Consider the following 26190-nt stretch of genomic DNA (forward strand, 5'->3'; position numbering starts at 1 on the left):
TGTCCGCACAAAAAAATTCTCGTTAGAAACCATGTGGAATTATAAGGTTAAATAATTCAATTAGTTAGAATACACCTTAACCCGAGTTGAGGTTATTTAGATTGAACAAAGCCGTTTTTGTATAATTGGTTTATTATCCATAAACGGCTTTGTTAGTTTTAGATTAAAGCTTAATCACAAAACCATCGTTAGCCAGTAACGGGATTTTGGTTTCTGAACTTAACTCAATGGGATATTGAACTAAATTGGCTTGGCCTTTCCCTGTTGCAATAATTGATGCTTTTTTGCCAGCAAATTGAGATAAATCTAAGTTCAGCTCTTTTGATTTATTTTCACCATTTAACGCTGCAATATACCAATTATCGCCAGAGCGGCGAGCAAAAACAGCTAACTTGCCCGGATAACCATCAATAAATACCGATTCATCCCAACTTGCCGGAATTTCCTGTAAAAGCTGTTTGGCGTAGTAGGGTGCGTTTTTCATACCATCTGGCGTTTCAACTATATGCTGAATGCCGGATACAAATAATATGCTTTGCGCCAGTTGCAAACCGTTAGTGGTTTTTCGTTGAATATTATTCGCCAGAGGATTAAATGTGGTTGGGGTGTAATCCATAGGGTCAAATAAGTTACGGGTAAATGGTAAAACAGCGCTATGGCTAGCTGCTAAGTCGGCTGTTTTTTGAAAGAAGGTGACCATTTCAAAACCGTGCACTGCTTCTGCTGTCATCAAATTAGGGTAGGTTCTGTGTAAACCTCGTGGCAAAGTTGCACCATGAAAATTAACCAGTAGTTCGGCTTTAGCGGCATCCTGTAAAATATCGTGGTAATACTCAATCATAGATTGTCCGTCACCAGCAAAAAAGTCTATTTTGACGCCTTTAATCCCCATTGCTTTTAATTTTGCAAATTCAGCTTGGCGATCTTGCTGGGTGAGCAGAGTATGTTTTGGGGTGTAAGGTGTTTTATTCCAATCGCCAGATGAGTTATACCAAACTAATAAACCAACCCCTTTTGAGTTGGCATATTGTGCAAGCTCAGCTAGTTTTTCTTCGCCAATTTTTTGATCCCAGTCTGCATCCACTAAGGTGTATTGCCATTTCATATCGGCGGCGTGATCAATAAAAGTTTTTTGAACCGGAAATACCGTAAAATCGTCTTTTAATAATCCCCAGCTCCAAGACGATATGCCGGGCTTAATAAAATCCGTATTAGTCAATTTATTTGGCTCAGCTAAATCTGTTCCTATGGTTGATTCTGAAACCGTTTTTAAATCACCAATAGCCAGCACTCGCCAAGGCGTCGAAAAAGGCAAATTACTATGACCCATTAAGGCGCCATTGGTAAATACTTCTGCAGCCATAGGCTTATCTATTTCGTAAGCACCATCTGGTGAAGTTGGTGCTAAACGAGAAGCATGATTATGAGCGGTTATTCCAGCTTCGGTAATTGCAACCCAAGTATTTTCGTTTTTAACATTAAATAGAGCAGGGAAAACCCAACCGGCTTTAGTGGGTGATGGCGTATCAACTGCTGCTTCCATCAAATAATGTTCTTCATAACTTGGGTTGGTATTAGACCAGCCAGTTTGGGCTTCGGCAACAGGCTGAATCCAGGCTTTGCTGTCCATGCTAAAATCAAATTCAGTTATTTCATCTAGCAAAGTGACTTGTTCAGATGCATTCCCTTTCACTATATATTTAAAAGCCACACCATCGTTAGATACTCTGAATTTTATATCTAATTGTTGTTTGTCTGAGTTTTCTAGTGTGATTGTTTGCTCGTTAGCATCGTACTGAATGTGGCTGACTTTAGCTGAATATAAATGATATTCGTCATGGATAGGTTGAACGGGTGACTGTGCAATAATTTTCAGGTTTTTATCAAAGCTTCTGTCTTCAAAAATTAGACCTAAATCTGAATTTTCAATAATCAGCTGATTATTTCGATACACGCTATAAACTAATTGGTTATCTTCAAAATTAAGTTTTACTTGTAGTTGATTATCTGGGCTTGAGATTGCACCTGTCTGGTTTTGACTGCATCCTGATATAATTGCAGTTGCAGCTATGGTAAGCACTAACTTTTTCATCATTATTTTATCTTTTTAGTGGTTGAGGACATTTAAATAAAAAAGGCAGCTAGAGCTGCCTTAATGGATAACATATCTGTAAAAATTACTCTGCGCTGAATTTATAGCTCATACGAGTATGATAAACTTCGCCCGGACGTAATAATGTGCTTTGGAAGTTTTCCTGATTTGGTGAATCAGGGAAATGTTGAGGCTCTAAACAAAGTGCGCTGCGGTAATCAAATGTACGGCCTTTACCTTGTTTGGTACCATCTAAGAAGTTACCACCATAAAATTGCACACCTGGCTCTTCAGAAAATACTTCTAATACACGGCCTGATTTAGGATCTTTTAATTTAGCTGCCAGTTTAAACTCTTGCTTATCATCTTGAGTTAATACCCAGTTATGATCATAACCAAAGCCATATTTTAACTGTTGATTATCTTGATTGACTCGCTCACCAATTACCGTCGGTTGAGTGAAATCAAAAGGTGTACCCTCAACCGGCATAAACTCACCAGTTGGAATTAACGTTTCATTTACTGGTGTAATATGCTGAGCTGGAATCGTTAACTCGTGGTCTAAAATATCGCCTTCGCCCGCTAGATTAAAATAGCTGTGCTGAGTTAAATTAACATGTGTGGCTTTATCAGTTGTTGCTTTGTAATCAATTAATAATTCATTGCCACTTAATCTGTAATCAACTCTTACCGTTAAATTACCCGGATAACCCGCTTCGCCATCTGGACTAAAATATTGTAATTTTAAGCCAACATCTTCACCGTCAACATACGGGATAACCGACCAGTTTTTATTATCATAGCCTTGATTACCACCATGCAGGTGGTTTTGGCCATCGTTAGTATCTAATTGATATTCAGTTCCATCAATTGTGATTAAGCCTTTATCGATACGGTTACCGTAGCGGCCAATTAAAGCACCAAAGAAATAAGTATCGTTAATGTAACCTTCTAAATTATCATAACCAAATACGATATCGGCTTGTTTACCGTTTTTATCAGGTGCTTTAAGTGAAGTGATAATGCCACCAAAGCTAATCACTGAAACTTCAATGCCATCATCGTTGCGTAAAGTATATTCAGTGACTTCTTCACCATTTGGCAAAGTGCCGTAATAACTGGTTTGAATAGGTGATACTTTTTTCTCAAATGGTAACGAGTTTTGCTGTTCACTAACCGCATTACAACCGCTTAATAACAAACCGAACAGGGCGGCAGAGGTAAACGGAATGGCTTTTAAATTCATTTTATTCTCCAAATTTCCACTTTGTGCTTTATAAAACTTATTTTAACTGGCTAATATCCAGCCATAGGCTTTTATCATCAAACGGGGTTGTATCTGGAACAAACGGATTATTTATTTCAAATACGACTCGCTCAGTTAGATGCGCTTTTTCAATAACATCTTTAATCATTGGGTTACCAAAAAAATATGCGTCAAAGCTGCCATCTTCAATTGCTTGGCGTAAGCCGCTTTCTATTTTTTGTGCCAGTTCATAGTTACCTTTTTGAACCCACAAATATGCAGGCATTGGGTATTTAACTAAAATTCTTTTTTCAACAGTTAAAGGTAACTCTGGTCGGGCTGCAATTTCTGACCAAGGCTCATGTACACCACGTGGAAAATAATCATAGCGGCCTCCCTCTAACATATAAAATAGGTTTTCGTAGCGTCGAGTGCCAATGACCGGAATACCTGCGCTGCGTAAAATTTTAGTGTCAGCCCATGTGCGCTCCTGCGCTGCGGTTAATTGTTTTAACTCGGCAAAGGTATTTACATTATCAAATTTATATTGGTTACCTTCACGGATAATAAAAATTCGATGGCCTAATAAACCTTTGTATAAAGGGATGCGAATTGGCTGTATTTGGGCTTCTAATTCTTTAGAGGTACCCGTCCAAACAACATCTAATCTATCTGACTTTAGTTGTTCAACCATAGTTGACTGAGGTAAAAACTGGCTGGCAGGTTTGTATGTGTAGGTATTTTCTTTATCGTAAGACAATGCCAGTTTTAGCAGACCAAATTGATATTCTTCTTTAGCTCCAACGCCTTCTACTTTGTTGTGGCGTATCTCTATATTTTTGGCATTCACTAAAAGCGGAGATAAAACCGTTAAAATACTACATACAACTAACGTATGTTTTATCAATTTAAGCATGTCAAAACCTCTGGAAAATCATTTATGGTATATTAAATATAATATTACTTAATTACAACGCTTTAATGAATGTTTTAATTAATGTGAGGGAATTGTTGTTTTAGGTTACTGTAAATTTTGAATGGGTTAAATATAGTCTAGAGAGTCAGGTTTATAAAATATAAAACTTAATCTATAAAAAACCCCGCAGAGCGGGGTTTTAATTTTAAATATCGGTTAAGTTAAACAGATTTTTAGAACTGATAGCGAGCACCTACAGCAAATGTACGTGAGTAAATACCTGTCCCAAAGTTAAAGGTATCTACGTTACCTTCGCCATAATGGTTTTGGTATTTGTCATCTAAAATGTTAGTTGCATCAACCGTGATCCTTAAATCTTCTGTGACATCAAAGCTAAATTGGAAATCTAAACTTTGCTCTGGTTTGCTCCAGAATTGTAATGGGTTAGCAAAGAATAAAGCTTCGTTATGGCTGTAGAAAGCTTCACGCCATACATAAGATAAACGCATATCAAAGTTTTCTTTTTCATAGAAGGTAACAACACTGTATGAAGAATCAGAAACACCTGACATTTTAGATTCTACAACTGCACCTACTGTTCCATCTGCATTGAAATCCGTGGTTGTTTGAGATGAATCTAACTGAGTATAACTTGCTTGAAAACCAATACCGTCAATCATTTCAGGTAAATCTTCAGGCACATAGACTAAACCAACTTCCACACCTGATAACTCACCGTCCGATGCGTTTACTGGGGCATTTAAGATATAGTCTCGTTCTACATCATCTTCACCCACACGACGAACAATTTTAGAGCCGTTAATTACTAAACCTTCAATTTCCCGTTTAAACAAAGAACCGTATAATGAGCTACCTGGTGAAAAATACCATTCAAGTGTAACATCATAGTTAGTTGAAGTAGTTGGTTGTAACTGTGGGTTACCGCCATTACCTGTACCGTAAGATACACCTTCAGTTAATGGGTCATACCAGAATTGAAGCGCACTTAGTGCACTAAATTCAGGCATACGTAAAGTTTTAGTATAAGCCACACGGCCTACTAAATCTTCTGTAATATCCCAGGTTAAAGTAAAGCTAGGTAAAATCTCACGTTGACTACTATTTTCGGTTTCATAATTACCAGCAAAATCCCAGAACTCCATATCCTGTTTATAATCAACATAACGGATACCAAATTCACCACTAATATCTTCATAGCGATAATCAGCTGTTGCATAAACTGCAAATGAATCTTCTGAAATATCATAGGTTTTTGTTAGTGAAGCTTTTTCATACTGGTAAACAGAACGAACAGCATCAGCATTATCAATCATATATAAGCCATTAGCTGTAATATAGCTATCAAATACATCTGCACGGCCAAACATATAATCATCTACTTGTTTGATAAAGTCAGATCCATCACCAGAACCACCAGCGTCAACAATTGCTTGTGCCATATCTGCAACTGGCATGACAGAGGTTGCGCTTTGTTCACGAGCATAGTTTTTTGCACCGCGTTGCTCAATTTTTGCGCCAAAACGCACTTTTTCAACGAGTGAATCAACAAAATATTCACCGTCTACTTTAAACGTTAATGCGTCACCATCTTGTTTGCCGCTATTATCGTATAAAGTGCCTGAATTCCAGTTAGCTGGAGCTGCCATATCTGATTCATCAAGGTCAGCCGTTGCTGGATTATCCCAAAAATGTAAGCCTGGAACACCTTCACTATTGTTAAAATCGACATCTAAGCCATAAGCTTTACGATCGAATCGCATTGCAAAAAAGTCAGTTTCAAAGGTACTTTTTTGTGCAATAACCTCTGAGTTGATTGTTAAGTTTAAAGATGGCATCCATTTAGCACCAACTGCAAATAAATAGCTGTCAGTTTTACCTGTAGTTGCATCACCACTTTGGAAACCATTTGGTGCGTATACTTGGCGTTCTTTAATTATGTTAGTACCATCAATTAAGATTGGTTCATCAATATTTAAGTTACCGTTGTTTCCATCTTCTTCAAAGGTATTAGTGAACCACATAGAGTTTTGCAACTCTTGACGGTAGCCGGTATAAAAACCTTCGGCTAATAATTCAAGTTCCTCGTTCACAGCCCATTGTAATGAGACACTAGCGGCTGGGCGTTCACGTTTAGCTTCACCTACTGCACCAAATACCGCATCACGTGCTAAATAGTATGGAATTTGCTGATCGCCGACAGTTAAAGTTGAACCAGCTTCGCTTGGTAAACCATTAGTCAAACCTGGAGACCAGTAGCTACTGGCTGTACCAAAGTTCATAATTTTATATGGTTGGAAATCTGCTGGTGCATTAGCTGTAAAAAATGGAAAGGCCGCACCTGCCGTAATTGAGTCATCACGGAAATGGGTTTCAAGGTAAGATACGTTAACTAAAGCGCCAATTTCACCTAAATCAGTTTCCCAGCGGTTACTGACTAAAGCACTAACATTTGGATCAAGCTTTTTAGGTTGGTCTGAATAAATGCCACGTGCTGCTAAAACTACTTTTGAACCTTCAAAATCAAACGGGCGGTTAGTTTCAATATTAATTGAACCGGCAATACCACGCTCTGTTTGGCTTGCTGAACGAGTTTTATATACGGTTACATTTGATAATAAACTTGCAGGTATATCTTGTAAGGCTACTGCACGGCCAACCCCTGTAAATACATCACGGCCATTTACTGAAGTATGAACATCGTTTAAACCACGAATTGACACTGAACTAATTTCACCGCCACCACGGCCAGTTACCTGGATACCGGTAACACGTTGTAGCGCTTCTACTACGTTATTGTCTGGGAATTTACCAATATCTTCTGCAACAATTGAGTCAACAATTTGAGTATTAAAACGTTTGTTATTTAACGCTTTATTTAAACTGCCCTTAATGCCTTTTACTTGGATAACTTCTACATCTTCGCTAGTTTCTTCTTCAGCCGCGAATACTGGTTGTGCTAACAATGCGGTTAATACGGCGCTTGCTATAGCTGATTTTGAGTACATAGTTGTAACTCCATAATTATCTTGTTTTTAATTAAGCACATAGTGCTCAAATTTATTTAATTATTGATTGCAGAGGGATAAAACCCTCTGCGGATGAGTTTAATTACTCTGCAGTTTCTTCTGCTGGGATTTCGCCATCAGCATATAATTCACTGACTTTATTCGCTGAAATTGAGTTACCAAAAACTTTTAGTTCATCAATTGCACCGTTAAATGGAACATCCCAATGGTTAACGCCTAAACCGAAGTAGGTTGTACCGCCCGTACCAAATATATTCGGGAAGTTAATACCTTCAAATTTAAGCTCACCATTTACGTAAACTTGAACAGCGCCATTTGCTACAGAGAAGGCTATATGTGTCCACTCATTTACTGGGATAGTTTTATCTAAGTTAGCGTCGTACCATGCAGTACCAGACCATAAACGGCTCGCACCACCAGGAGATGGTACAAAACTTACCCAGCTAGAGGTGTTTGCAGCACCAAAGAAGGTGGTTGTATAGTCGGTAATAACACTTGGTTTTAACCACATAGAAACAGCATAGTCATAAGTGGTAATCAGGTTATTTGGTAAACGAACACCTGACGCACCGTCTAGCACTAATGCTGTGCCTTTAACACCTTCGACGTAAGATACTGCACCGCCAGTATTATCGATGCGATCACCTGTTACTGTGCCTGCTTCGGCGGCATCATTTAATGCGGTTAAGTCTCCCTCAAAGCTATATTCAGCTGGGGCTAATGACTTAATGGTGACATCAAATACTTTCGTATCGGTAAAGAAACTACCATCCGCTTTTTTGAATTGAATCGTTGCAGTTAAGGTAGCTTCTTGGTCACCAACTTCACCACTTGGTTGAGTCACAACTGCTTTGCCATTTTCAACTTTTAAGTATTGGTCGTTGTCAGATGTCCAGCTAATACCTGATACAAATGGACCAACACGTAATAAGTCAAAGCTTTCACGTACCGCACTGGTATCACCTAAATCAAGTGCTGCTTTAATTACATCAGCAAAATCTTCAGGATCAGTTAAGTTGTTTTTCGCAGCACCATTAATATCCAGAGGATGAAGTGCATAATCGTAAACAATTAACTCATCTAACTGGGCATCAAGTGGGGTGTCCCAATAGTTGACACCTAAAGCAAAGACACCGCCAGCATTACTAAACAAGTCAAACATACTAGTAGCAGTGGCTTTTAACTCACCATCAATGTAAAGTTTTTGCTCACCGTTATTAACAGTAACAGTAATATGAGACCAGCTATTTGTTGGTATACCCACCCAAGAGTCAGCAAACACCGCGCTCTCACCGTAAGCTGACCAAATCATAAAGTTATCTGCAACCCAGCCCATCGGCATAACGTTCATTCGCTGTCCGCCTGGATCGGCAATTGAGCCACCATAAAATGCACTGGTAAAGTTGGTAAAAGCTCTTGGTTTAAGCCAGAAAGCGACTGTGTATGTGTTTGTTTGAATTAAATCTTCTGGTAAGAGCACACCATAGGTAGCATCAAAATCAATAGCTTGACCAAAATCACCAGCTGAAAATGCTAAAGTTCCACCTGTGTTGTTAATCAAGTTACCTGTCACGCTGCCTGCTGCTTTAAGTCCTCTTGAATCAGTCAAATCGTCCTCAAACTTGTAATGGGCTACTGCATTAACAAATGCAGGACGGGCTTTTAACTCAACAGTGAATGATTTAGTAACACTTTGACCATTCAAGCTAATCGTGGCTTCTAAATCAACTACTTGGTCTCCACGATCTGGTGTTGGAATAAAGATAGAACCATCATTACCAATGTAGTATTCATCGCTGCTAACCCAGCTAATTTGCGCACCACTACGACCTTGCATTGGAATAATATAGTCTTCATCATCAATGGTTAGTACGGTTGGTAAATCTAGCGTTTGTTGAACATCTGCTAAAATTTCCGCTGTTGCTCCGATCTCATCAACTTTGCTACCCAATATGGTTGCATTTGTAGTTGAAACACCAGACAGAATAGGAACTAATTCCTGACGGCTATCGTCCCATTGCCATCTGGCTACAGTATTAAACTTGCCAAGTTCGCCCAAATTAATGACAACTTGACCAGCACCCAACATATGCCATGAACCAGATACCGAAGTTATCTCTTCATCTATTTTAATATGGCCTGTAATCGAGTGATCAGTATTTAACGAAATATGTCCAGACTCAGTGGACATATAATTCACTTTGCTGCCTTGGTTTATTAATTTGTAATAACCCGTAATATCAGCTTCATTTACAATATTTTCGCCATCTACAGGCACATAACGTTGTGGTGAGGCAACTAACCAACCAGACTCGTTAATAAACATTTCATGAACACGAACCTGGTGTGCTTCTCTGTTATTCGGGAATTCGGTTGCACTTTGAGGGAAGCGAGTATGGGTAACTAATAAATGACGACCCGTTGTTTCATCATAAATAGCTGAATTATGCCCCGGCGCATTATAACCCCAAGCTTGAGCTTCTTCGGCGACTTCTTGAGTAAATACAAAACCGCCCATTAATTTAACACCCATATCTAAACCACCAGCTGCAGCAATATCGTTCCCTGCAGCATCTAAATATGGACCATCCGGTGTTTTTGAACGAGCAATACGAATATTATAGCCACCGTTATAAACAAAACCAGCAGTTGATACCATTAGGTAATAATAATCACTTTCTGGGCTATAAAATACAAAAGGGCCTTCGATCGCTCGGAAGTCACCACCAGTTAAGTGTTTACCATAACCTTGGCCAGCAACAGGTTTGCCTGTTTCTTCATCCATCTCTAGTACAAAAATACCACCAGAGTACGATCCATAGACCATCCATAAACCACCTTCTTTATCATAAAAAGCGGTTGGATCAATTACGTTAGGATCAACGGCACCATTCCAAGTTGTTTGTCCATTATCTAATGGATAAGCTTCAAATTCTTCTGCATTACGGTAACCACTACGTAAGAAAACTCCTTTATCAACATAAGGGCCTTCAATATTATCTGCCTCAGCTAAACCTAAATATGAACGGTTATGGCAAACCTCATCTCTTGCTTCTGTAGCTGGGTCGTCTTGGGCGCAGTGGTTGTAGTAGAACCAAAATTTACCATTTGGCGCTTTGATTACATTGGCGGCCCAGTTACCGGTAAAGCCATCTGTCCATTCAATACCTTCAGAAATTTCAGAGGTGTAAGTATTAAATAGTGGGCTTTCATCAACACTGTCACCATAGCTTGAGAAAAGTTCCCAGTTCATTAAATCGGTGGATTTAGCCGCAGCTAAATGCGAACCAAAGATATAATAAGTATTGCCATCTTTAACCACAGATGGATCATGTACACCAACATTGGTAAATTCAGCCTGACCCGTGGTTGGATCTAAAATTTCAGAATCAGGTGCACTTGGCTCTACACTTGGATTAGTTTTACCTGGATTGCTTGGTGCTTCTGTGGTTGATAATGTTTTACCATCATCTGTGCCACAAGCTGTGATGGCTAAAACACTGCTAAGAAGCAATGTTATTTTGTTTAATTTCATTTAAAAAGCCCTCTTAAATTGAGATGTTTTTATTCATTTGTCATCGGAATGATAAATGTCGTGTGTACTTGTATCTAAATTAGTTAATAACAGAATATCATAATTTAATAATACTATTTAAATTGTGTCAATATGTTTGCTTTAGTAAATTTTTTGTTAATTGCTATTGGTTTGTTTGAGGGGGAGTGTTAAATTTGTCTATATACTTGAAAATACAGGGCTTTAAATGTGGCATATACTTAATCCTCTTTATCCTATTTATATTAAAAATATTTTGAAAAGGGTGTATAAACTTTTCATTACAATTTAAGTCTATTAAAATCCTGATTAATACAACTACTATCAAATATAGTAACAATAATGGTATTTTGCATGTCGATTGAAAATTGGAATCTAGCTACAGAGCAAGTTAAGTTTGATGTTCATTCAGTTATTGGTGGTCACCAATATATGGTTGAAAGTGAAAGGCTTTTCCAGAAGGTAAGCCCAGTCAACGGCAAAGTATTACCTGAGTTGTTTTGTTGTGATCAGAATGATGTAAACATTGCTGTACAATCGGCGAGGCAAGCTTTCGATAAAGGTGACTGGGTTAATATGCCGCTTGAGCAAAGAAAACACGTGTTATATAAGTTTGCCGATTTAATTGACCAGCATACAACTGAGCTTGCTTTATTAGATTGCCTTGAAATGGGTAAATCTATGTTCAATTTAATTAACGATGATGTGCCAACCTGTGCACGTAGTATTCGCTGGTTTGCTGAGGCGCTGGATAAAAACTATGGTTTTACCGCACCAGCTAGAGCCGGTGCACTGGGTACAGTCACTTATGAAGCCTTAGGTGTGGTTGGGTGTATTGTGCCGTGGAATTATCCGCTTATTTCTACGGCTTGGAAAATAGCTCCGGCGCTGGCAATGGGTAACTCCGTTATTTTAAAGCCAGCAGAACAATCCAGTTTTTCAGCCATTAAGTTAGCCTATTTGGCTTTGGAAGCAGGCATGCCTGCTGGCGTACTTAATGTGATTACCGGTGATGGCGAAACCGGCAAACAGCTAGCCATGCATAATGATGTCAATATGATCTCTTTTACCGGCTCAACTGAAGTTGGTAAATTAATTATGCAATATTCTGGCATGTCAAACCTTAAAAAAGTGGCACTGGAATGCGGCGGGAAATCACCATTTATTGTATTAAATTCATCAAAACAACTTGCCTATGCTGCCAAAAGTTTAGCGCGCCATTTATTTTTTAATCAAGGTCAAATTTGTTCATCGGCATCACGTTTAATTGTTGAATCAGGGGTAAAAGCTGAGCTACTTGAGTTAATTAAACAACAAGCTTTGAACTATCAGCCAGCCGATCCACTTAATATGAACAATAAAGTGGGCGCTATGGTTAGTCTTGACGCTTTACAAAAAGTGAAATCCAGTATTACACAGGCTGTAGAGCAGGGGGCTGAGATATATTGTGGTGGACAACAAGTTAACCCAGTTGCTGGTGGTGCTTATTTTGAGCCAACGATAGTCACTAATGTAACTAATAATATGCCAATTGCTCAGCAAGAGGTTTTTGGTCCAGTTTTATCGGTTATCACAGCAGACTCAGCAGAGCATGCGTTAGCACTTGCTAATGATACAAGATACGGATTAGCTGGTTCTGTTTGGTCCGATGATTTAACAACAGCACATAAAATCGCACAAGGGATTAAAGCGGGCGCTGTGCATGTTAACTGTTATGGAGAAGATGATTTATCAGCTCCGTTTGGTGGATTTAAACAATCCGGTATGGGCAAAGATAAATCTATTTGGTCGCTACAACAATATGCTGATTTAAAATCGACTTGGTTTAGATTAGCGGATTAGCTCTATAATAATCATCACTAAATTAACTAACCCACTAAAATTAAAAACCCGATTGAGCTAAAGCTGAATCGGGTTTTTTATTAATTTAGCACGCTACATTAGAATGAGTAACGAGCACCTAAAGCAAAGGTTCTGCTGTAAATTGCATTACCTAAGTTATACAAGTCTTCATCACCATAGTAGCTTTGGTAAATCTCGTTAGTTAAGTTAGTCGCATCAAAAGTAACAACTAAGTCTTCTGTTACATCTACACTTAACTGGAAATCTACGCTGGTTTCTGGTCTGCGGTAAATACCAAGCGGGTTAGCAAACGCACGAGCTTCATTAGCTGCTAAGAAATCTTCACGCCATACATAAGATAAACGCATATCGTAGTTTTCTTTCTCGTAAGCAAATACCACACTGTAAGATGAGTCAGATACACCAAACATTTTAGTGGTATCTGTACCAACAACTTCACCATTTTCTACGCGAGGAATATCCTGTGTTGAATCTAACCAAGTATAGCTTGCCTGAACACCAAAACCGTCTAGTGTAGTCGGTAGGTTATCCGGGAAATAAACTAAGCCAATTTCAGCACCTTTTAATTCACCATTCGAGGCGTTATCTGGTTGAGATAACATATATTCATCTTCAGCAGCAGAAGGACCATCGTAATAAACAAGGTTAGCAAAATCTGTAATAAAGCCTTCGATTTCACGCTTAAATAAAGTTGCATGAACTGAGCTGGTATCAGCAAAATACCATTCTAATGATAAATCGTAGTTTTTAGATTCAGTAGGCTTTAAGTTTGGATTACCGCCAGATGCAGTGCCGTATCCTTTATTTGTCGTATCTTCTATATAGTTTATGTTTGAATTTAACTGAGCAAAGTCTGGACGGCGCAAAGTTTCACCATAAGCAAAACGAACCATTACGTCATCAGTGATTTCATAACGAACCATTAAACTTGGTAATAACTTAGTGGTAGACGCATCATCACTAGAACGGACAAAAGTGTCTTTTTCGATGAATAACATATCTGTTTGTACATCAGTATAACGTACACCAAACTGACCATCTAAAATATGACCGTTTAAGTCAGTTTCAAAATCAGTCTGTAGATATAATTCTACTGTATCTTCTTCAACTTCAAATAGTTTTTGTAAAGCTAATTGTTCTGCTGGGAATGCATACATTTCACGGAATTCATCGCGGTGTGCCTGAATATAAGCACCATCTGCTGAAATCCATGATGTAGGAATATCCGCTTCACCATCAAAGAAGCCTGTAGTGGTATTAATTAAACCAGCGTCATAGCTTGATACTAAACCGCTACCAATACCTGTTATATCACGGGCACTTTCTTCTGCTTTACGCGCATCATAACGAGCACCAAACATTAATTTAGTGAAAATACCTGCATCTAAATAATATTCACCATCTACTTTTAGGGTAGTGGCTTCGCCTTTGCGTTTTGCACCATTATCGTATAAATCAGCTACTGTCCAAGCATCGGCGCGGGTTAAATCTGATTCATCAATATCGGCTGTTTCAGGGTTATCTAAATATTGATAAGCCGGTAAACCATCGTCGGCATTAAAGTCCATTTCTAAACCGTAATAACCGCCGTTAAATCGCATGGCGAAGAAAGACTCATTGTATTCAGATTGCTGATAAATTAACTCTGATTTAACCATTAAATCTTCTGTTAAATACCATTTACCGCCTAATGCATAAACATAACTATCTGTTTTAGCATCAACAAAATCACCACTGGTAAAGCCAGAAGTGCTATATACGGTTCTTTCTTTAATAATATTTGTGCCGTCAAAGGTAACAGGCGCGTCTGCTCCGTCTAATGCCCACCATGCATCAGCATAGGCGAATAATAAAGCATTGTTCGATTGATTACGGTAACCGTTATAAAACGCTTCAAATAAGTATTCTGAATCTGCGTTTGGTGCCCATTGTAATGAAATGTTAGCGGCCGGACGCTCACGCTTACCCGTGTAATCACTTTGGAAAATTGCGTCACGCGATAATAAATATTCAGTTGGCTGACCATTAATATCAATGGTTGAGCCTGGTTGGTTAGATAAACCTTGATCTAAGCCCGCTTCCCAAATTGGATTTTCAGCTACATCTGGGTGATCTAAAAAAATACGCTCATACGCGCCATAAGGAGCAGTAGGATTATCTGTCGCAAAAGGTACAAATGCACCCGGAGTTACACTTTGGTCACGATAGTTAGTTTCAGCATAAGAAATATTAACTAAAGCACCAAATTCACCTAAGTTGCTTTCCCAGCGCGTACTGGCTAATAAACTGACATTTGGATCAATTTCTTCAGCTTGTTCTTGATAAATACCACGTGCTGCTAAAACTACTTTATCACCTTGGAAATTAAATGGGCGCTGAGTTTTAATATCGATTTGGCCAGCAATACCTGAGCCTAATAAATTAGCTGAACGAGTTTTGTATACATTAACCTGACCTAATAAACTGGCAGGGATGTCAGCTAATGCAACAGAGCGGCCTGAGGCGGTAAAAATGTTGCGACCATTTACTGTTGTGGTTACGTCATTTAAACCACGGATAGATACAGTACTAACTTCACCTGCACCACGGTCAGTTACCTGAACACCGGTTAAACGTTGTAGAGCTTCAACAACGTTATTGTCAGGAAATTTACCGATATCCTCTGCAACAATTGCATCAACAATCTGAACTTCATCTCGTTTAATGCTAAGTGCTTTGTTTAAACTACCACGAATTCCTTTTACCTGGATTACTTCTGTATTTTCTTCTGGGGTTGATTCTGCTGCTACCGCTACTGCTGTTTGAGCAGACAGAGCTACAATAATTGCGCTAGTTAAATATGTTTTTGAAAACATGTTTAATCTCCGTGACTACGTTCACCTCAAGCATGATGAACAGGGATTAGAAGACATTGTGAATTTTTGTATAATAAGTAATACAATATAATTATATTATTTTAAAGCTGTGATTTTCAAGTCATTAAAAGGTTAACAAGGTGAAATCAAGGTATGAAATTAACGATAATTTGAATAATGTGAAAGCGGTCGGCTAATAAAAGATATTATATTGAATAGCTTAGCTAAAACTGTAATTAAATGTGATGCTGATAAAAAGAGGAAAATAAATTAAAGAAAAAGTGGATTTGACTAAGAGAGAATAAATGTTAGGTTTAATTTGTTAAACAAAGCGTTTTGCAAAAGTACAAAACGCTTTAACTTATAATTCACTTAAATTCAAAATGATTATTTAACAGGCTGAGTAATGCCTTCGGTAGTCATTTGAATACGTTTAATTGTACCATCTTCATTATAATATAATGGATCAACTGATACTGAACGACGGAAACGGCCACCACTTTCTTGACCATCTTTTGGTGGTAATGCACCAGTGTGATAAATAAAGTAACTTTTGCCTTTAAATTCAATAATTGATTGGTGATTGGTTTCACTGTTACCAGCTAATTCATTTAAAACACCTTTAAATTCCCACGGGCCATGAATGCTTTTACTCATTGCATAACAGATTTTTTCAGGGAATTCACAAGCATAAGATACATAATAGTTATCATCTTTTTTATGTACCCATAACGCTTCGGTAAAGTTAGGTAAGTCGATAGTTTTAATTTCACCGTCTAACTCAATCATATTGTCTTTTAACTTAACGTATTTTGGCATCAAGTTACCAAAAAACATATAAACGTCACCGTTTTCTTCAATATGAATTGCTGGGTCAATGTCATCCCAATCGTTAGGAGTTTGTTTGGTCATATCGTCTGTAATTAAAGCGCTGCCACGAGCATCTTTAAATGGACCATAAGGTGTATCTGCTACGGCAACGCCAACTGCAAAACCTGGTTTGTCGTCTTTATGACGTACTGTTGTATAAAAATAAAATTTACCATTGCGCTCAACCATGTGAGCTGCCCATGCATCGCCTTTTGCCCATTTAAAATCTGTTGCTTTCATAATCGGGCCGTGCGCTTTCCAATTCACCATGTCTTTTGAGGTAAATAATAACCAATCGTGCATTTGGAAAAAGACATTATTACTTGGTGATTCGTCATGGCCGGTATAAAGATAAACTGTATCACCATGTACCATAGCCGCAGGATCGGCAGTAAATACATTGTCAATGATAGGGTTTTTTGCAAATGCTCCAGCTGTAAGCAGCAAGCCTGATGCTGCTAAAGTTTTGAACATTTTTTTCATTTTCGCCTCACTTTATATAGGTTATAAATTTATTAATTTGAAAAGTATTACAATAATAGTAATATACTATTAACTTAAATTAAATACTTTTTGCCGCTTTGGTTTATTAAAGCGTTACATTTAACTGGTACAGTTTAATATTGCTCAGTATTTATCGGTTTACATAATTTGTTTGCTAATCCTTGGTTGACACATTCTATACATAAGATTAACATATAGTATAGTATTACTTTTTACTTGGTCCATTTGGATTATAGTCTGAATTGCCCCCACAGTTGAGGAAACTGAATGAAATCGTACAAACTATCTACGTTAGAAAAGGTAGGCTTTGGCGCTGGTGATATGGCGGTTAACGTTGTTATCTCGTCTATGATGTTAATTATCACCTATTTTTACACTGATATTTTTGGTTTAAAACCAACTGATTTAGCGATTTTATTTTTAGCTGTTCGTTTTATTGATGCGTTTACTGACCCGTTAATGGGGATGATTACTGATAAATATACCACCAGATGGGGACGTTACCGACCCTACTTCTTATTCCTATCTATCCCATTTGGTATTTCAGTATTTTTGACTTTTAGTACACCAGACTTTGATTATAACCAAAAATTAGTTTGGGCTTATGCCACCTATATTTTTGTCACTATCATGTTTACCAGTGTGACCATTCCATATATTTCGTTAATTGGGGTATTAACAAATGATCCTAAAGAGCGTTTATCGGCCAATGGTTATCGTTTATTTTTTGCTAAAATCGCCGCTTTTTTAGTGACTACCATTGTGCCTATTTTGGCGAAACATGAATACTGGCAAGGTAATCAGCAGTTAGGTTATCAAATGGCAATGGGGTTAATGGCTATAATGGGCGTTGGGTTATTTTTGTTTTGCTTTTTTACGACTAAAGAACGTATTGTGCATGTGGCAGACACCAAACCTTTTAAGCAGCAACTTAAATTATTATTAAAAAATGATCAGTGGTTAATCTTGTGTTCGGCTTGTTTTTTAATCACCATTGGTTATGTCGTACGGGGTTCTATCGCTATTTATTATGCTAAATATTATTTAGGTGGCGATGAAAAATTCCAATCTCTGTTTTTATCTGCCGGTGTTGCTGCAGCCATATTAGCTATGGTGGCTTCAACTTGGACTACTAAATCCTACTGTAAAATTAAGCTTTTTAAATACAGCCAAATGTGGGTTGGCGCATTGAGCTTATTAATGTTTTTTGCAGTAGAACCGGGGGATATGTTACTTGCATTAGTGATTTATTTTGTCTTGTCTTTTGTGGTTGATTTACATGCACCGGTATTTTGGTCAACCATTGCCGAAGCAGTAGATTATGGTGAAGTTAAAAATAAAGAGCGTGTATCTGGCTTAGCTTATGGTGGTATTTCATTTTTCCAAAAAGCCGGTATGGGTTTAGCTGGTGCGATAGTTAGCTGGTTATTAGCTTATTTTGATTATGTTCCAAATCAGGAACAAACCGAGCATGCATTATTTGGTATTGCACTGATTTTATGTGTGATCCCGGGCGCATTTCACTTTCTAGTTGGTGTATTGATGACTAAATATTTTATCACCGACGAATATTACAAACAAATAGAGCCTCAAGTCGCGTCTTCTCATACTGGTGTTCCTGTAGAGCAAGAAGCTGCTGAAATGGCAGAACCACCAGTTACGCAAGTGGCAAAACAAGATTAATAGCGGAGATTTAAAGTGAGCGAGATTAAACCACTTATTCCACAACGAGCTGACCCTCAAATTTTAAAACATACAGACGGTTATTATTATTTTACTGCGTCTGTACCGAGTTACGAGGGGGTTGAATTACGCCGCTCAAAAACGATTGCAGGTTTGGCTGATGCACAACCCCGTATGGTTTGGACAAAACCGGACACTGGTCCATATTCAGATTTAGTTTGGGCACCTGAGATTCATTTTAATCAGGGCGCTTGGTATGTTTATATTGCGATTGCACCAAACCGTGAATTAAAAGAAGGTATGTTCCAGCACAGAATGTATGCCATTAAGTGTACTGATGAAAATCCAGTTGAAGGCAATTGGGAATTTTGCGGACAAATTGATACAGGAATGGATACATTCTGTTTAGACGCAACTACTTTTTCCCATAAGGATATACTGTATTACTTATGGGCGCAGAAAGAAGATGGCATAAAAGGTCACTCCAATATTTATATTGCGCCAATGGAAACTCCAACCAAAATTAAAGGTGAGCCGATTCGGTTAACTATTCCTGAGTTTGATTGGGAGACCCGTATTTTTTGGGTGAATGAAGGCCCTTATGTGTTAAAGAAAAACGGCAAAATCTTTGTTACTTATTCAGCCAGTGCAACAGATGAAAACTATTGTATGGGCTTGTTATGGGCAGATGAAAACGCAGATTTGTTAGATCCAGCAAGCTGGCATAAATCTGAACAGCCAGTTTTTCAAACTTGTTATGAAAACAAAATGTTTGGCCCAGGACACAGCAGTTTTACTGTTTCTGAAGATGGCGAAACTGATTTATTGGTATTTCATGCGCGCAATTACACCGAAATTGAAGGTGATCCATTATGGAATCCAGACAGACATACTTTTATTAAAGCGATTGAGTGGGACGAACAGGGGATGCCGGTATTCGGTAGCCCAGCCGATTTGTTAAAACTGTAAAAGTTAAAAAATAAAAAAAGCCAAGTTTAACTTGGCTTTTTTTATGGTTATTAACAAGCTAATTCGTTATATAAAGTAACAAACCTCAACTCGGTTTAATGAATATGTTTCAAACGGTCTTTTTTCATGGGGACTGCGTTAAATTCACTTGCAATAGGCTAGCTATTGACGTGTGAATTTGCCTTGTCCGCACAAAAAAATTCTCGTTAGAAACCATGTTGAGCTATAAGGTTAAATAATTCAGATAGTTAGAATATACTTTAACCCGAGTTGAGGTTAATAAGTTACATAAATAAGAGAAGATCATGTTTAAAAAATCAAAAAAACTATTACTGGTTGGGGCAACTTTATTAGCTTCACAGATCAGCTCAGCTTTTGCTGAGCCTTTATCAACTTATCCATTAGCCGACGTTAAATTATTAGACGGGCCTTTTTTACATGCCCAGCAAACTAATGTTGAGTATTTATTAAGGTTGTCGCCGGATAAGTTATTAGCACCTTATTTGCGTGAAGCCGGTATTGCTACATTAGATAGCTATGGTAACTGGGAAAACACCGGTTTAGACGGGCATATTGGTGGTCATTATTTATCTGCATTAAGTTTAAGTTATGCGGCAAGTGGTGATGTTAGGCTCAAACAAAGATTAGATTATATGATTGAGCAGTTACGCCATGCTCAGGTAAAAAACGGTGATGGTTATTTAGGGGGGATCCCGGGCGCTAAACCAGTTTGGCGTGATGTTGCTGCCGGTAAAATTGATGCTGATTTATTCTCGATGAATAAGCTTTGGGTACCTTGGTATAACTTGCATAAAGTTTACACAGGTTTACGTGATGCTTATGTAATTGGTAAAAATGAGCAAGCTAAAACCATGTTAATTGACATGGGACGCTGGGCTCAGCGATTAGCTGCTAATTTGTCTGATGAGCAAATTCAAACCATGTTAATTACTGAACATGGTGGTTTAAACTCGGTATTTATTGATATTGCTAACATTACCGGCGATCAGTCTTTTGTGACTTTAGCTGAGCGTTTTTCACAAAAAATTATTTTAGATCCTTTAGTTAAATCGCAAGATAAGCTTAATGGCTTACATGCCAATACTCAAATTCCTAAAGTGATCGGCTTCAAAAAAGTGGCTGATGCAACAGGCAATCCGCAATGGGAAAAAGCCGCGGAATATTTTTGGAATAATATTGTTTCTGAGCGCTCAGTGGTGATTGGTGGTAATAGCGTGCGTGAGCATTTTCATCCGTCAGATGATTTCACTAGTATGGTTGAAGATGTTGAAGGTCCAGAAACTTGTAACACCTATAATATGCTTAAATTGAGCCGTTTGTTATTTTTAACTTCCAGCAATAATAAGTATATGGATTATTACGAGCGTGCACTTTATAACCATATTTTATCGTCGCAACACCCTGAGCATGGTGGTTTAGTTTATTTTACGCCTATGGTGCCGGGACATTACCGGATTTATTCTCAGCATGACAAAGGTATGTGGTGCTGTGTTGGCTCTGGGATTGAAAACCACGGTAAATATGGTGAGATGATTTATGCCAAAGACGATAGCAGTATTTATGTTAACTTATTTATTGCCTCAACATTAACTGATACAGATAAAGGGATTGTATTAACACAAAATACGGCGTTTCCTGATGTGAATTCAACTGAGTTTACAATTAGCAAAGGGCAAGCGAATTTTGAATTAAAAATACGCCGTCCAAATTGGATTCAGGGCGGAGAAGTTGAAGCTAAATTAAACGGTGAAACCATTAAGGTTAAGTTAGATGAACATGGTTTTATTAGCTTAAAACGTGACTGGAAAACCGGTGATAAATTAAGTTTAACTTTGCCAATTGGTAATCGTTTAGAGCAATTACCGGATGGACAGCAATATTTTGCAGTCATGCATGGCCCGATTGCAATGGCAGCTAAGGTGAATCCGTTTAAAGATGAAAAGCTAAACTTTGTTGGTGATGATTCACGTATGGGGCACATTGCCAGTGGGCCAGTTTGTCCGCCAGAAGCAACGCCATTTATTGTAGGTGAACCGGCGCAGTTTTTAGCAGGGTTAACGCCTGTTGCTGGCAAGCCATTAACTTATCAGGTTAACTCAAGTGTGTATAATCCGGGTGAAGAAAAGCTGGAGTTAATTCCATTTTTCAGATTACATGATTCGCGTTATGAAATTTATTGGCCACAAACCAGTAAAGCAGAAATGGATGACTTTTTAACCCGTGCGGAAAAAGCCGCAGAACAAAGAGCCGCTTTAGATGCTATTACCATTGATAAAGTCGCACCGGGCGAGCAGCAGCCGGAGTCTGATCACTTTTTTAAAGGTGAAGCAACAGAAGCGGGTGTTCATATGGGTAAACACTGGCGTCATACCCAAAAGTGGTTTAGTTATGAGTTAAATGATCCACAGCAAGAAGCTAAAACTTTGCGTATTACTTATTTTGGTTTAGATAACGGCCGTAGCTTTGAGATTCAAATTAATGGTCAAACCATTGCCACTGAAACGTTAAATGGTGATAAAGGCAATGATTTCTTTACCAAAGATTATGTTGTTCCGGCTGATTTAGTGGCCAATAGCAAGGGTAAACTCACGCTTAAATTTGTGGCTAACCCTAACTCGATTGCGGGTGGTTTTTATGGCGTGCGTTTATTACGCCAATAATTAGACAGATTTAGCGGTGTTTTAAATTAAGTAATACGATATACTATCCGGCTTGTTTTGACTTAAATTAGCTTGTTTATTGGCAAGGGATAAGTCGGATAGTTATTTAATTAAGTTAGAATCAGGGCTGTGGCAATTCATTCATCTAACCAAAATAGACATTCTCAAGTAACCCGTATTGAAAAATTAGGTTATGGCGCAGGTGATATGGCAATTAATGTTGCTTATTCATCTATGATGCTGCTGATTACCTTTTTTTATACCGATGTATACGGGCTTGCACCTCAGGATATGGGGTTGATGTTTGTGGTTGTTAGAGTGCTTGATTCTTTAATTACTCCGGTTATTGGGTATATTTGCGATAATGTGACTTCTCGCTGGGGACGTTATCGTCATTATTTATTGTTTTTATCTGTGCCGTTTGGGTTATCAATATTTTTAACTTTCACGACACCAGATTTAGATTACCAGTCTAAATTAATCTGGGCTTATGCCAGTTATGCTTTTGTCACTATTATGTTTACCGCAGTGACAATTCCTTATATCTCACTATTAAATGTTTTAACGGTAGACCCAAAAGAGCGTTTATCAGCCAGTGGTTATCGGCTATTTATGGCTAAACTCGCTGCGTTTTCGGTTACCGTATTTGTCCCTATTTTATCAACTGCTGGTATTTGGCAAGGGGATTTACAATTAGGTTACCAAATGGCAATGGGCTTAATGTCGGTCATGGCGGTGATACTATTTGTATTTTGTTTTTCGCAGGTTAAAGAACGTGTTAGATACCCAAATGTCACTTTAACTTTTAGCCAGCAGATGATGCATTTGGTTAAAAATGATCAATTATTGATTTTGTGTTTAAGCTTTTTCTTAAGCTCTATCGGTTTTATGATCCGCGGTGCGATGGCAATGTATTATGCCGGTTACTTTTTAGGAGGCAGTACAGAAATTCAGTCTGCATTTTTAGCGGTAAATGTATCAGCATCTTTATTAGCCATGGTCGCTTCAACTTGGCTCACCAAGCGTTTATGTAAAATTAAGCTGTTTTATTCAAGCCAAATGCTGGCTGGTGCATTGAGTATTTTAATGTTCTTTTGTGTGTCAGATCATCAAGTCGCACTCGCTTTTGTTTTCTTCTTTTTAATTAGTTTTATTGTCGATTTACATGCGCCTGTATTTTGGTCGGCAATTGCTGATGCTGTTGATTACGGCCAGTATAAACATGGGGTTAGAGTACCGGGAATGACCTTTTGTTTGGTCTCGTTTTGTCAGAAGATTGCTATTGGTTTAGCGGGCGCTATTGTGGGTACTTTACTGGTTGTATTGGATTATAAACCGGGCGAAGAAGCGACAGAATATGCAATGTATGGAATTGCCTTTGCATTTACGATTATTCCGGGCATTTTGCATTTGTTGGTTGGTTTAGTGATGCAAAAATATACCTTGAAAGGGGCTCAAGTGAGTCGCTTGAGCCAAAAGTTAGATGCGCTAAAAACCGCAGGATATCCGACAAAATAATATGATTGAATTAAGCTTATAAAGCTTGTTTTGCACCTTCATCTGTAACATTTAATAATGATGCCATTTCAAATCTGGCTCTTTCTGGATTCGCTTCTTTTATTCCTAAATAAACCGCTTTGTGCATAGGCAGCGAGGCTAGCCAATATTCTTCGCCACGGTTAGTTGTTACGTTAAATGAACGAATTAGGGCAGTTTCTATCATGGTACCAAAAGAGTCCATAAATGCATTGCCTGAGGCATCTAAAATTGCTTGATGGAATTCTAAATCAGAATAAAAGGTTTCATCCGTGCCGTATTTTGCCGCTTCCATTTTATAGTAGGCTGTTTCAATTGCGGCCAGTTGTTCATCTGTGCGCTTTTGTGCAGCTAAAAATGCCGCTTTAGGCTCTATTGCCTGACGGATCTGGAATAAATCTTCAAGCAATTCTTTACCAGATGAAGTATCAAAGCTCCAGTTTAAAATGTCTGGGTCGAGCATATTCCAGTATTTTTTAAAGTTTACACTGGTTCCGGTTTTTGGTTTAGATTGAATTAATCCTTTGGCTGCTAATACTTTAAAAGCTTCACGCAGGGCAGTACGTGAAATTTCAAACTCTTCCATAATAATGTTTTCTGCGGGTAGGATGCTGCCTTGAGGGTATTGTCCACTTACAATGCGCTCGCCTAAAGCGTTGGCTACCATGCCGTATAAGCTTCGTTTAGTCACTCTTCTTTTATTGTTTAACAAAGGAAATTCCCTTACATAATATTATTTACGTCGATCTTGGCATGATATTACAGAATTATTTTTGTTACTACTATTGAGTTTAGAAAGTTATATTTTTTAGCTAAATTTGTAATAAGGTGGTTTTAAGCGGCTTGGGAAGAATATTGAAACGGCTGAGAATATGGAAGTGTTAGTGTGATGCTAAAAATAATAAACCCACTTAAAACAGTTAGCATTAAGTGGGTTTAAAAAGTGCTTAGGGGCCGTTATGTGTAACAGCCTATGATAGACTAGTCACCTAATTCCTGATTGAAAACTGGGAAGCCGTTTTCATCGTATTCAATTACACGTACACGAGCATGACGGTTAGGATCTGTTAAAGGATTACCTTTTAACTCTTTATATGTACGAGCATGGTAAATTAATAAATCAGTTTTACCATCTTCAGATACAGTAAAGCTGTTATGACCTGGACCATAACGACCTACAGCTTCGTTAGTCGAAAATACTGGCTCTTGTAATTTATTCCAGCTTTTAGGATCCATTAAATCAGCGTCTTCATCTGCCCATAACATGCCCATTGCATAGTTATGATCGGTTGCACTTGCTGAATAAGTAATAAAGATTTTACCATTACGTTTTAATACAGCCGCACCTTCGTTTACTTTGTAAGTTACGGTTTCCCAGTCTAATTCTGGTTTAGTTAATTGGATAGTTGGTCCTGTTAACTCAAGCGCTGATTTTTGCTCAGACATCCATAAAGCTGAATTATTTGAGTCATCTGGGCTACGTTGTGCCCAAATATAATAACGCTTGCCTTTATGCTCGAAGCTGGTTGCGTCTAATGCAAAGTTTTCCCAGCCAGATTTAATTTGGCCAGCTTCTTTCCATTCACCTTCCATCGGGTTTGCTGAATCGTTTGATAAAGCATACATGCTGATGTGCCAGATATCTTCGGCACGTGAAGCTGCAAAGTAGACATACCATACACCATCAATTTTGTGTAACTCAGGTGCCCAAATGTGTTTACTCATTTCACCTGATTCGTGTTTTCTCCAAATCACTTTTTCAGGTGCGTTATTGATACCGTTAATGGTTTTTGACTTACGTAGAATAATGCGGTCAAACTCAGGTACAGAAGCAATAAAATAATAACTGCCGTCTGTATCTTTATAAACCCAAGGGTCAGCTCGTTCTTCGGCTAACGGGTTAATATATTGTGCTTGTTTTTCTGCCCAGCTTGATTCGTTACTGGTCGAAGTACAGCCAGAAACTAAACTGACCAGTGCGATTAAACAGCCGCCAATCAATGCACGACAGCTTGTTTTTTTGTCTATATTTGAGTTCATAGTTTACCCTAATATTTGCTACGTTAAATTTCAGTTATCTTTACTTAACTATGTTAACATTGTTTAAATGGTATTACTATAGCATAAATCTGCTAATTATTTTCCATCTTAATAATCTTGTAACTACCTATTTTTGCTCGAGTTATTTTTTATGTCTATGAAAAATATTGTTTTTTAAAAAGTATGACTAATGACATAATAAATTTAATGACTTATTATGTCATTAAATTTCAACTTAACTAACGCTAGATTTTATTGTGTAGCCCTTTGGGGAAGTGTTTCAAAGCTTAGTTATAGATAGATTGTTACGCCAGATTTACATTTAAATGATTTTT

Annotated in this window: 14 protein-coding genes; 5 read left to right on the forward strand and 9 right to left on the reverse strand. The window is 38.0% G+C overall.

Going from position 1 to position 26190, the window contains the following annotated elements; genetic code table 11:
• Window positions 1-163: 163 nt before the first annotated feature.
• The 5 genes from N7931_RS12495 to N7931_RS12515 all read right to left on the reverse strand — a co-directional run bounded on the left by N7931_RS12495 (window position 164) and on the right by N7931_RS12515 (window position 10836).
• Window positions 164-2095, reverse strand: coding sequence for a glycoside hydrolase family 97 protein (locus N7931_RS12495; protein ID WP_262794508.1), 1932 nt, complete (start codon window positions 2093-2095; stop codon window positions 164-166).
• An 82-nt stretch (window positions 2096-2177) separates the two neighbouring features.
• Window positions 2178-3338: an aldose epimerase family protein gene (locus N7931_RS12500; RefSeq protein WP_262794509.1), complete on the reverse strand. Its 1161-nt coding sequence runs from the start codon at window positions 3336-3338 to the stop codon at window positions 2178-2180.
• A gap of 37 nt (window positions 3339-3375) precedes the next feature.
• Window positions 3376-4254 (reverse strand): transporter substrate-binding domain-containing protein, encoded by an 879-nt coding sequence (locus N7931_RS12505; RefSeq protein WP_262794510.1) that lies wholly within the window; start codon window positions 4252-4254, stop codon window positions 3376-3378.
• A 233-nt stretch (window positions 4255-4487) separates the two neighbouring features.
• Window positions 4488-7280 (reverse strand): TonB-dependent receptor, encoded by a 2793-nt coding sequence (locus N7931_RS12510; RefSeq protein WP_262794512.1) that lies wholly within the window; start codon window positions 7278-7280, stop codon window positions 4488-4490.
• A 103-nt stretch (window positions 7281-7383) separates the two neighbouring features.
• A complete protein-coding gene (locus tag N7931_RS12515; RefSeq protein ID WP_262794514.1) occupies window positions 7384-10836 on the reverse strand; it encodes a LamG-like jellyroll fold domain-containing protein in 3453 nt (1150 codons plus the stop codon).
• A 372-nt stretch (window positions 10837-11208) separates the two neighbouring features.
• Here N7931_RS12515 and N7931_RS12520 point away from each other — a divergent pair, with 372 nt between their 5' ends.
• The gene (locus N7931_RS12520; protein ID WP_262794516.1) at window positions 11209-12696 is read left to right on the forward strand and encodes an aldehyde dehydrogenase family protein; all 1488 of its coding nucleotides are present in this window, start codon (window positions 11209-11211) and stop codon (window positions 12694-12696) included.
• A 98-nt stretch (window positions 12697-12794) separates the two neighbouring features.
• Here N7931_RS12520 and N7931_RS12525 read toward each other — a convergent pair whose 3' ends face one another.
• Window positions 12795-15572: a TonB-dependent receptor gene (locus tag N7931_RS12525; RefSeq protein WP_262794518.1), complete on the reverse strand. Its 2778-nt coding sequence runs from the start codon at window positions 15570-15572 to the stop codon at window positions 12795-12797.
• 387 nt (window positions 15573-15959) lie between these two features.
• Window positions 15960-16925, reverse strand: coding sequence for a glycoside hydrolase family 43 protein (locus tag N7931_RS12530; RefSeq protein ID WP_262794520.1), 966 nt, complete (start codon window positions 16923-16925; stop codon window positions 15960-15962).
• A gap of 288 nt (window positions 16926-17213) precedes the next feature.
• On the opposite strand from N7931_RS12530, the gene N7931_RS12535 reads away from it, so the two are divergent.
• The 4 genes from N7931_RS12535 to N7931_RS12550 all read left to right on the forward strand — a co-directional run bounded on the left by N7931_RS12535 (window position 17214) and on the right by N7931_RS12550 (window position 23797).
• Window positions 17214-18629: an MFS transporter gene (locus N7931_RS12535; protein ID WP_262794522.1), complete on the forward strand. Its 1416-nt coding sequence runs from the start codon at window positions 17214-17216 to the stop codon at window positions 18627-18629.
• Between the two features lie 15 nt (window positions 18630-18644).
• Window positions 18645-19598: a glycoside hydrolase family 43 protein gene (locus N7931_RS12540; RefSeq protein WP_262794523.1), complete on the forward strand. Its 954-nt coding sequence runs from the start codon at window positions 18645-18647 to the stop codon at window positions 19596-19598.
• 305 nt (window positions 19599-19903) lie between these two features.
• Window positions 19904-22279, forward strand: a complete 2376-nt coding sequence (locus N7931_RS12545) for a glycoside hydrolase family 127 protein (RefSeq protein ID WP_262794526.1) — start codon at window positions 19904-19906, stop codon at window positions 22277-22279.
• Window positions 22280-22408: 129 nt separating this feature from the next.
• Window positions 22409-23797 carry an MFS transporter gene (locus N7931_RS12550; protein ID WP_262794528.1) on the forward strand — a complete coding sequence of 463 codons (1389 nt, stop codon included), beginning with the start codon at window positions 22409-22411 and terminating at the stop codon, window positions 23795-23797.
• 16 nt (window positions 23798-23813) lie between these two features.
• On the opposite strand, the gene N7931_RS12555 is transcribed toward N7931_RS12550, so the two are convergent.
• Together N7931_RS12555 and N7931_RS12560 are read right to left on the reverse strand one after the other, a co-directional pair.
• Complete coding sequence (locus tag N7931_RS12555) at window positions 23814-24527, reverse strand: FadR/GntR family transcriptional regulator (protein ID WP_262794529.1); 714 nt, start codon at window positions 24525-24527, stop codon at window positions 23814-23816.
• Between the two features lie 269 nt (window positions 24528-24796).
• Window positions 24797-25855: a glycoside hydrolase family 43 protein gene (locus tag N7931_RS12560; protein ID WP_262794530.1), complete on the reverse strand. Its 1059-nt coding sequence runs from the start codon at window positions 25853-25855 to the stop codon at window positions 24797-24799.
• Window positions 25856-26190: the final 335 nt, after the last annotated feature.

The sequence above is a fragment of the Catenovulum sp. 2E275 genome (assembly GCF_025515275.1).
Classification (GTDB): Bacteria; Pseudomonadota; Gammaproteobacteria; order Enterobacterales; family Alteromonadaceae; genus Catenovulum.

What these genes read in the sequence shown, in the direction of transcription:
- N7931_RS12495 (WP_262794508.1), bottom strand. Translation starts at nt 2,095, where the DNA reads ATGATGAAAAAGTTAGTGCTTACCATAGCTGCAACTGCAATTATATCA.
- N7931_RS12500 (WP_262794509.1), bottom strand. Translation starts at nt 3,338, where the DNA reads ATGAATTTAAAAGCCATTCCGTTTACCTCTGCCGCCCTGTTCGGTTTG.
- N7931_RS12505 (WP_262794510.1), bottom strand. Translation starts at nt 4,254, where the DNA reads ATGCTTAAATTGATAAAACATACGTTAGTTGTATGTAGTATTTTAACG.
- N7931_RS12510 (WP_262794512.1), bottom strand. Translation starts at nt 7,280, where the DNA reads ATGTACTCAAAATCAGCTATAGCAAGCGCCGTATTAACCGCATTGTTA.
- N7931_RS12515 (WP_262794514.1), bottom strand. Translation starts at nt 10,836, where the DNA reads ATGAAATTAAACAAAATAACATTGCTTCTTAGCAGTGTTTTAGCCATC.
- N7931_RS12520 (WP_262794516.1), top strand. Translation starts at nt 11,209, where the DNA reads ATGTCGATTGAAAATTGGAATCTAGCTACAGAGCAAGTTAAGTTTGAT.
- N7931_RS12525 (WP_262794518.1), bottom strand. Translation starts at nt 15,572, where the DNA reads ATGTTTTCAAAAACATATTTAACTAGCGCAATTATTGTAGCTCTGTCT.
- N7931_RS12530 (WP_262794520.1), bottom strand. Translation starts at nt 16,925, where the DNA reads ATGAAAAAAATGTTCAAAACTTTAGCAGCATCAGGCTTGCTGCTTACA.
- N7931_RS12535 (WP_262794522.1), top strand. Translation starts at nt 17,214, where the DNA reads ATGAAATCGTACAAACTATCTACGTTAGAAAAGGTAGGCTTTGGCGCT.
- N7931_RS12545 (WP_262794526.1), top strand. Translation starts at nt 19,904, where the DNA reads ATGTTTAAAAAATCAAAAAAACTATTACTGGTTGGGGCAACTTTATTA.
- N7931_RS12560 (WP_262794530.1), bottom strand. Translation starts at nt 25,855, where the DNA reads ATGAACTCAAATATAGACAAAAAAACAAGCTGTCGTGCATTGATTGGC.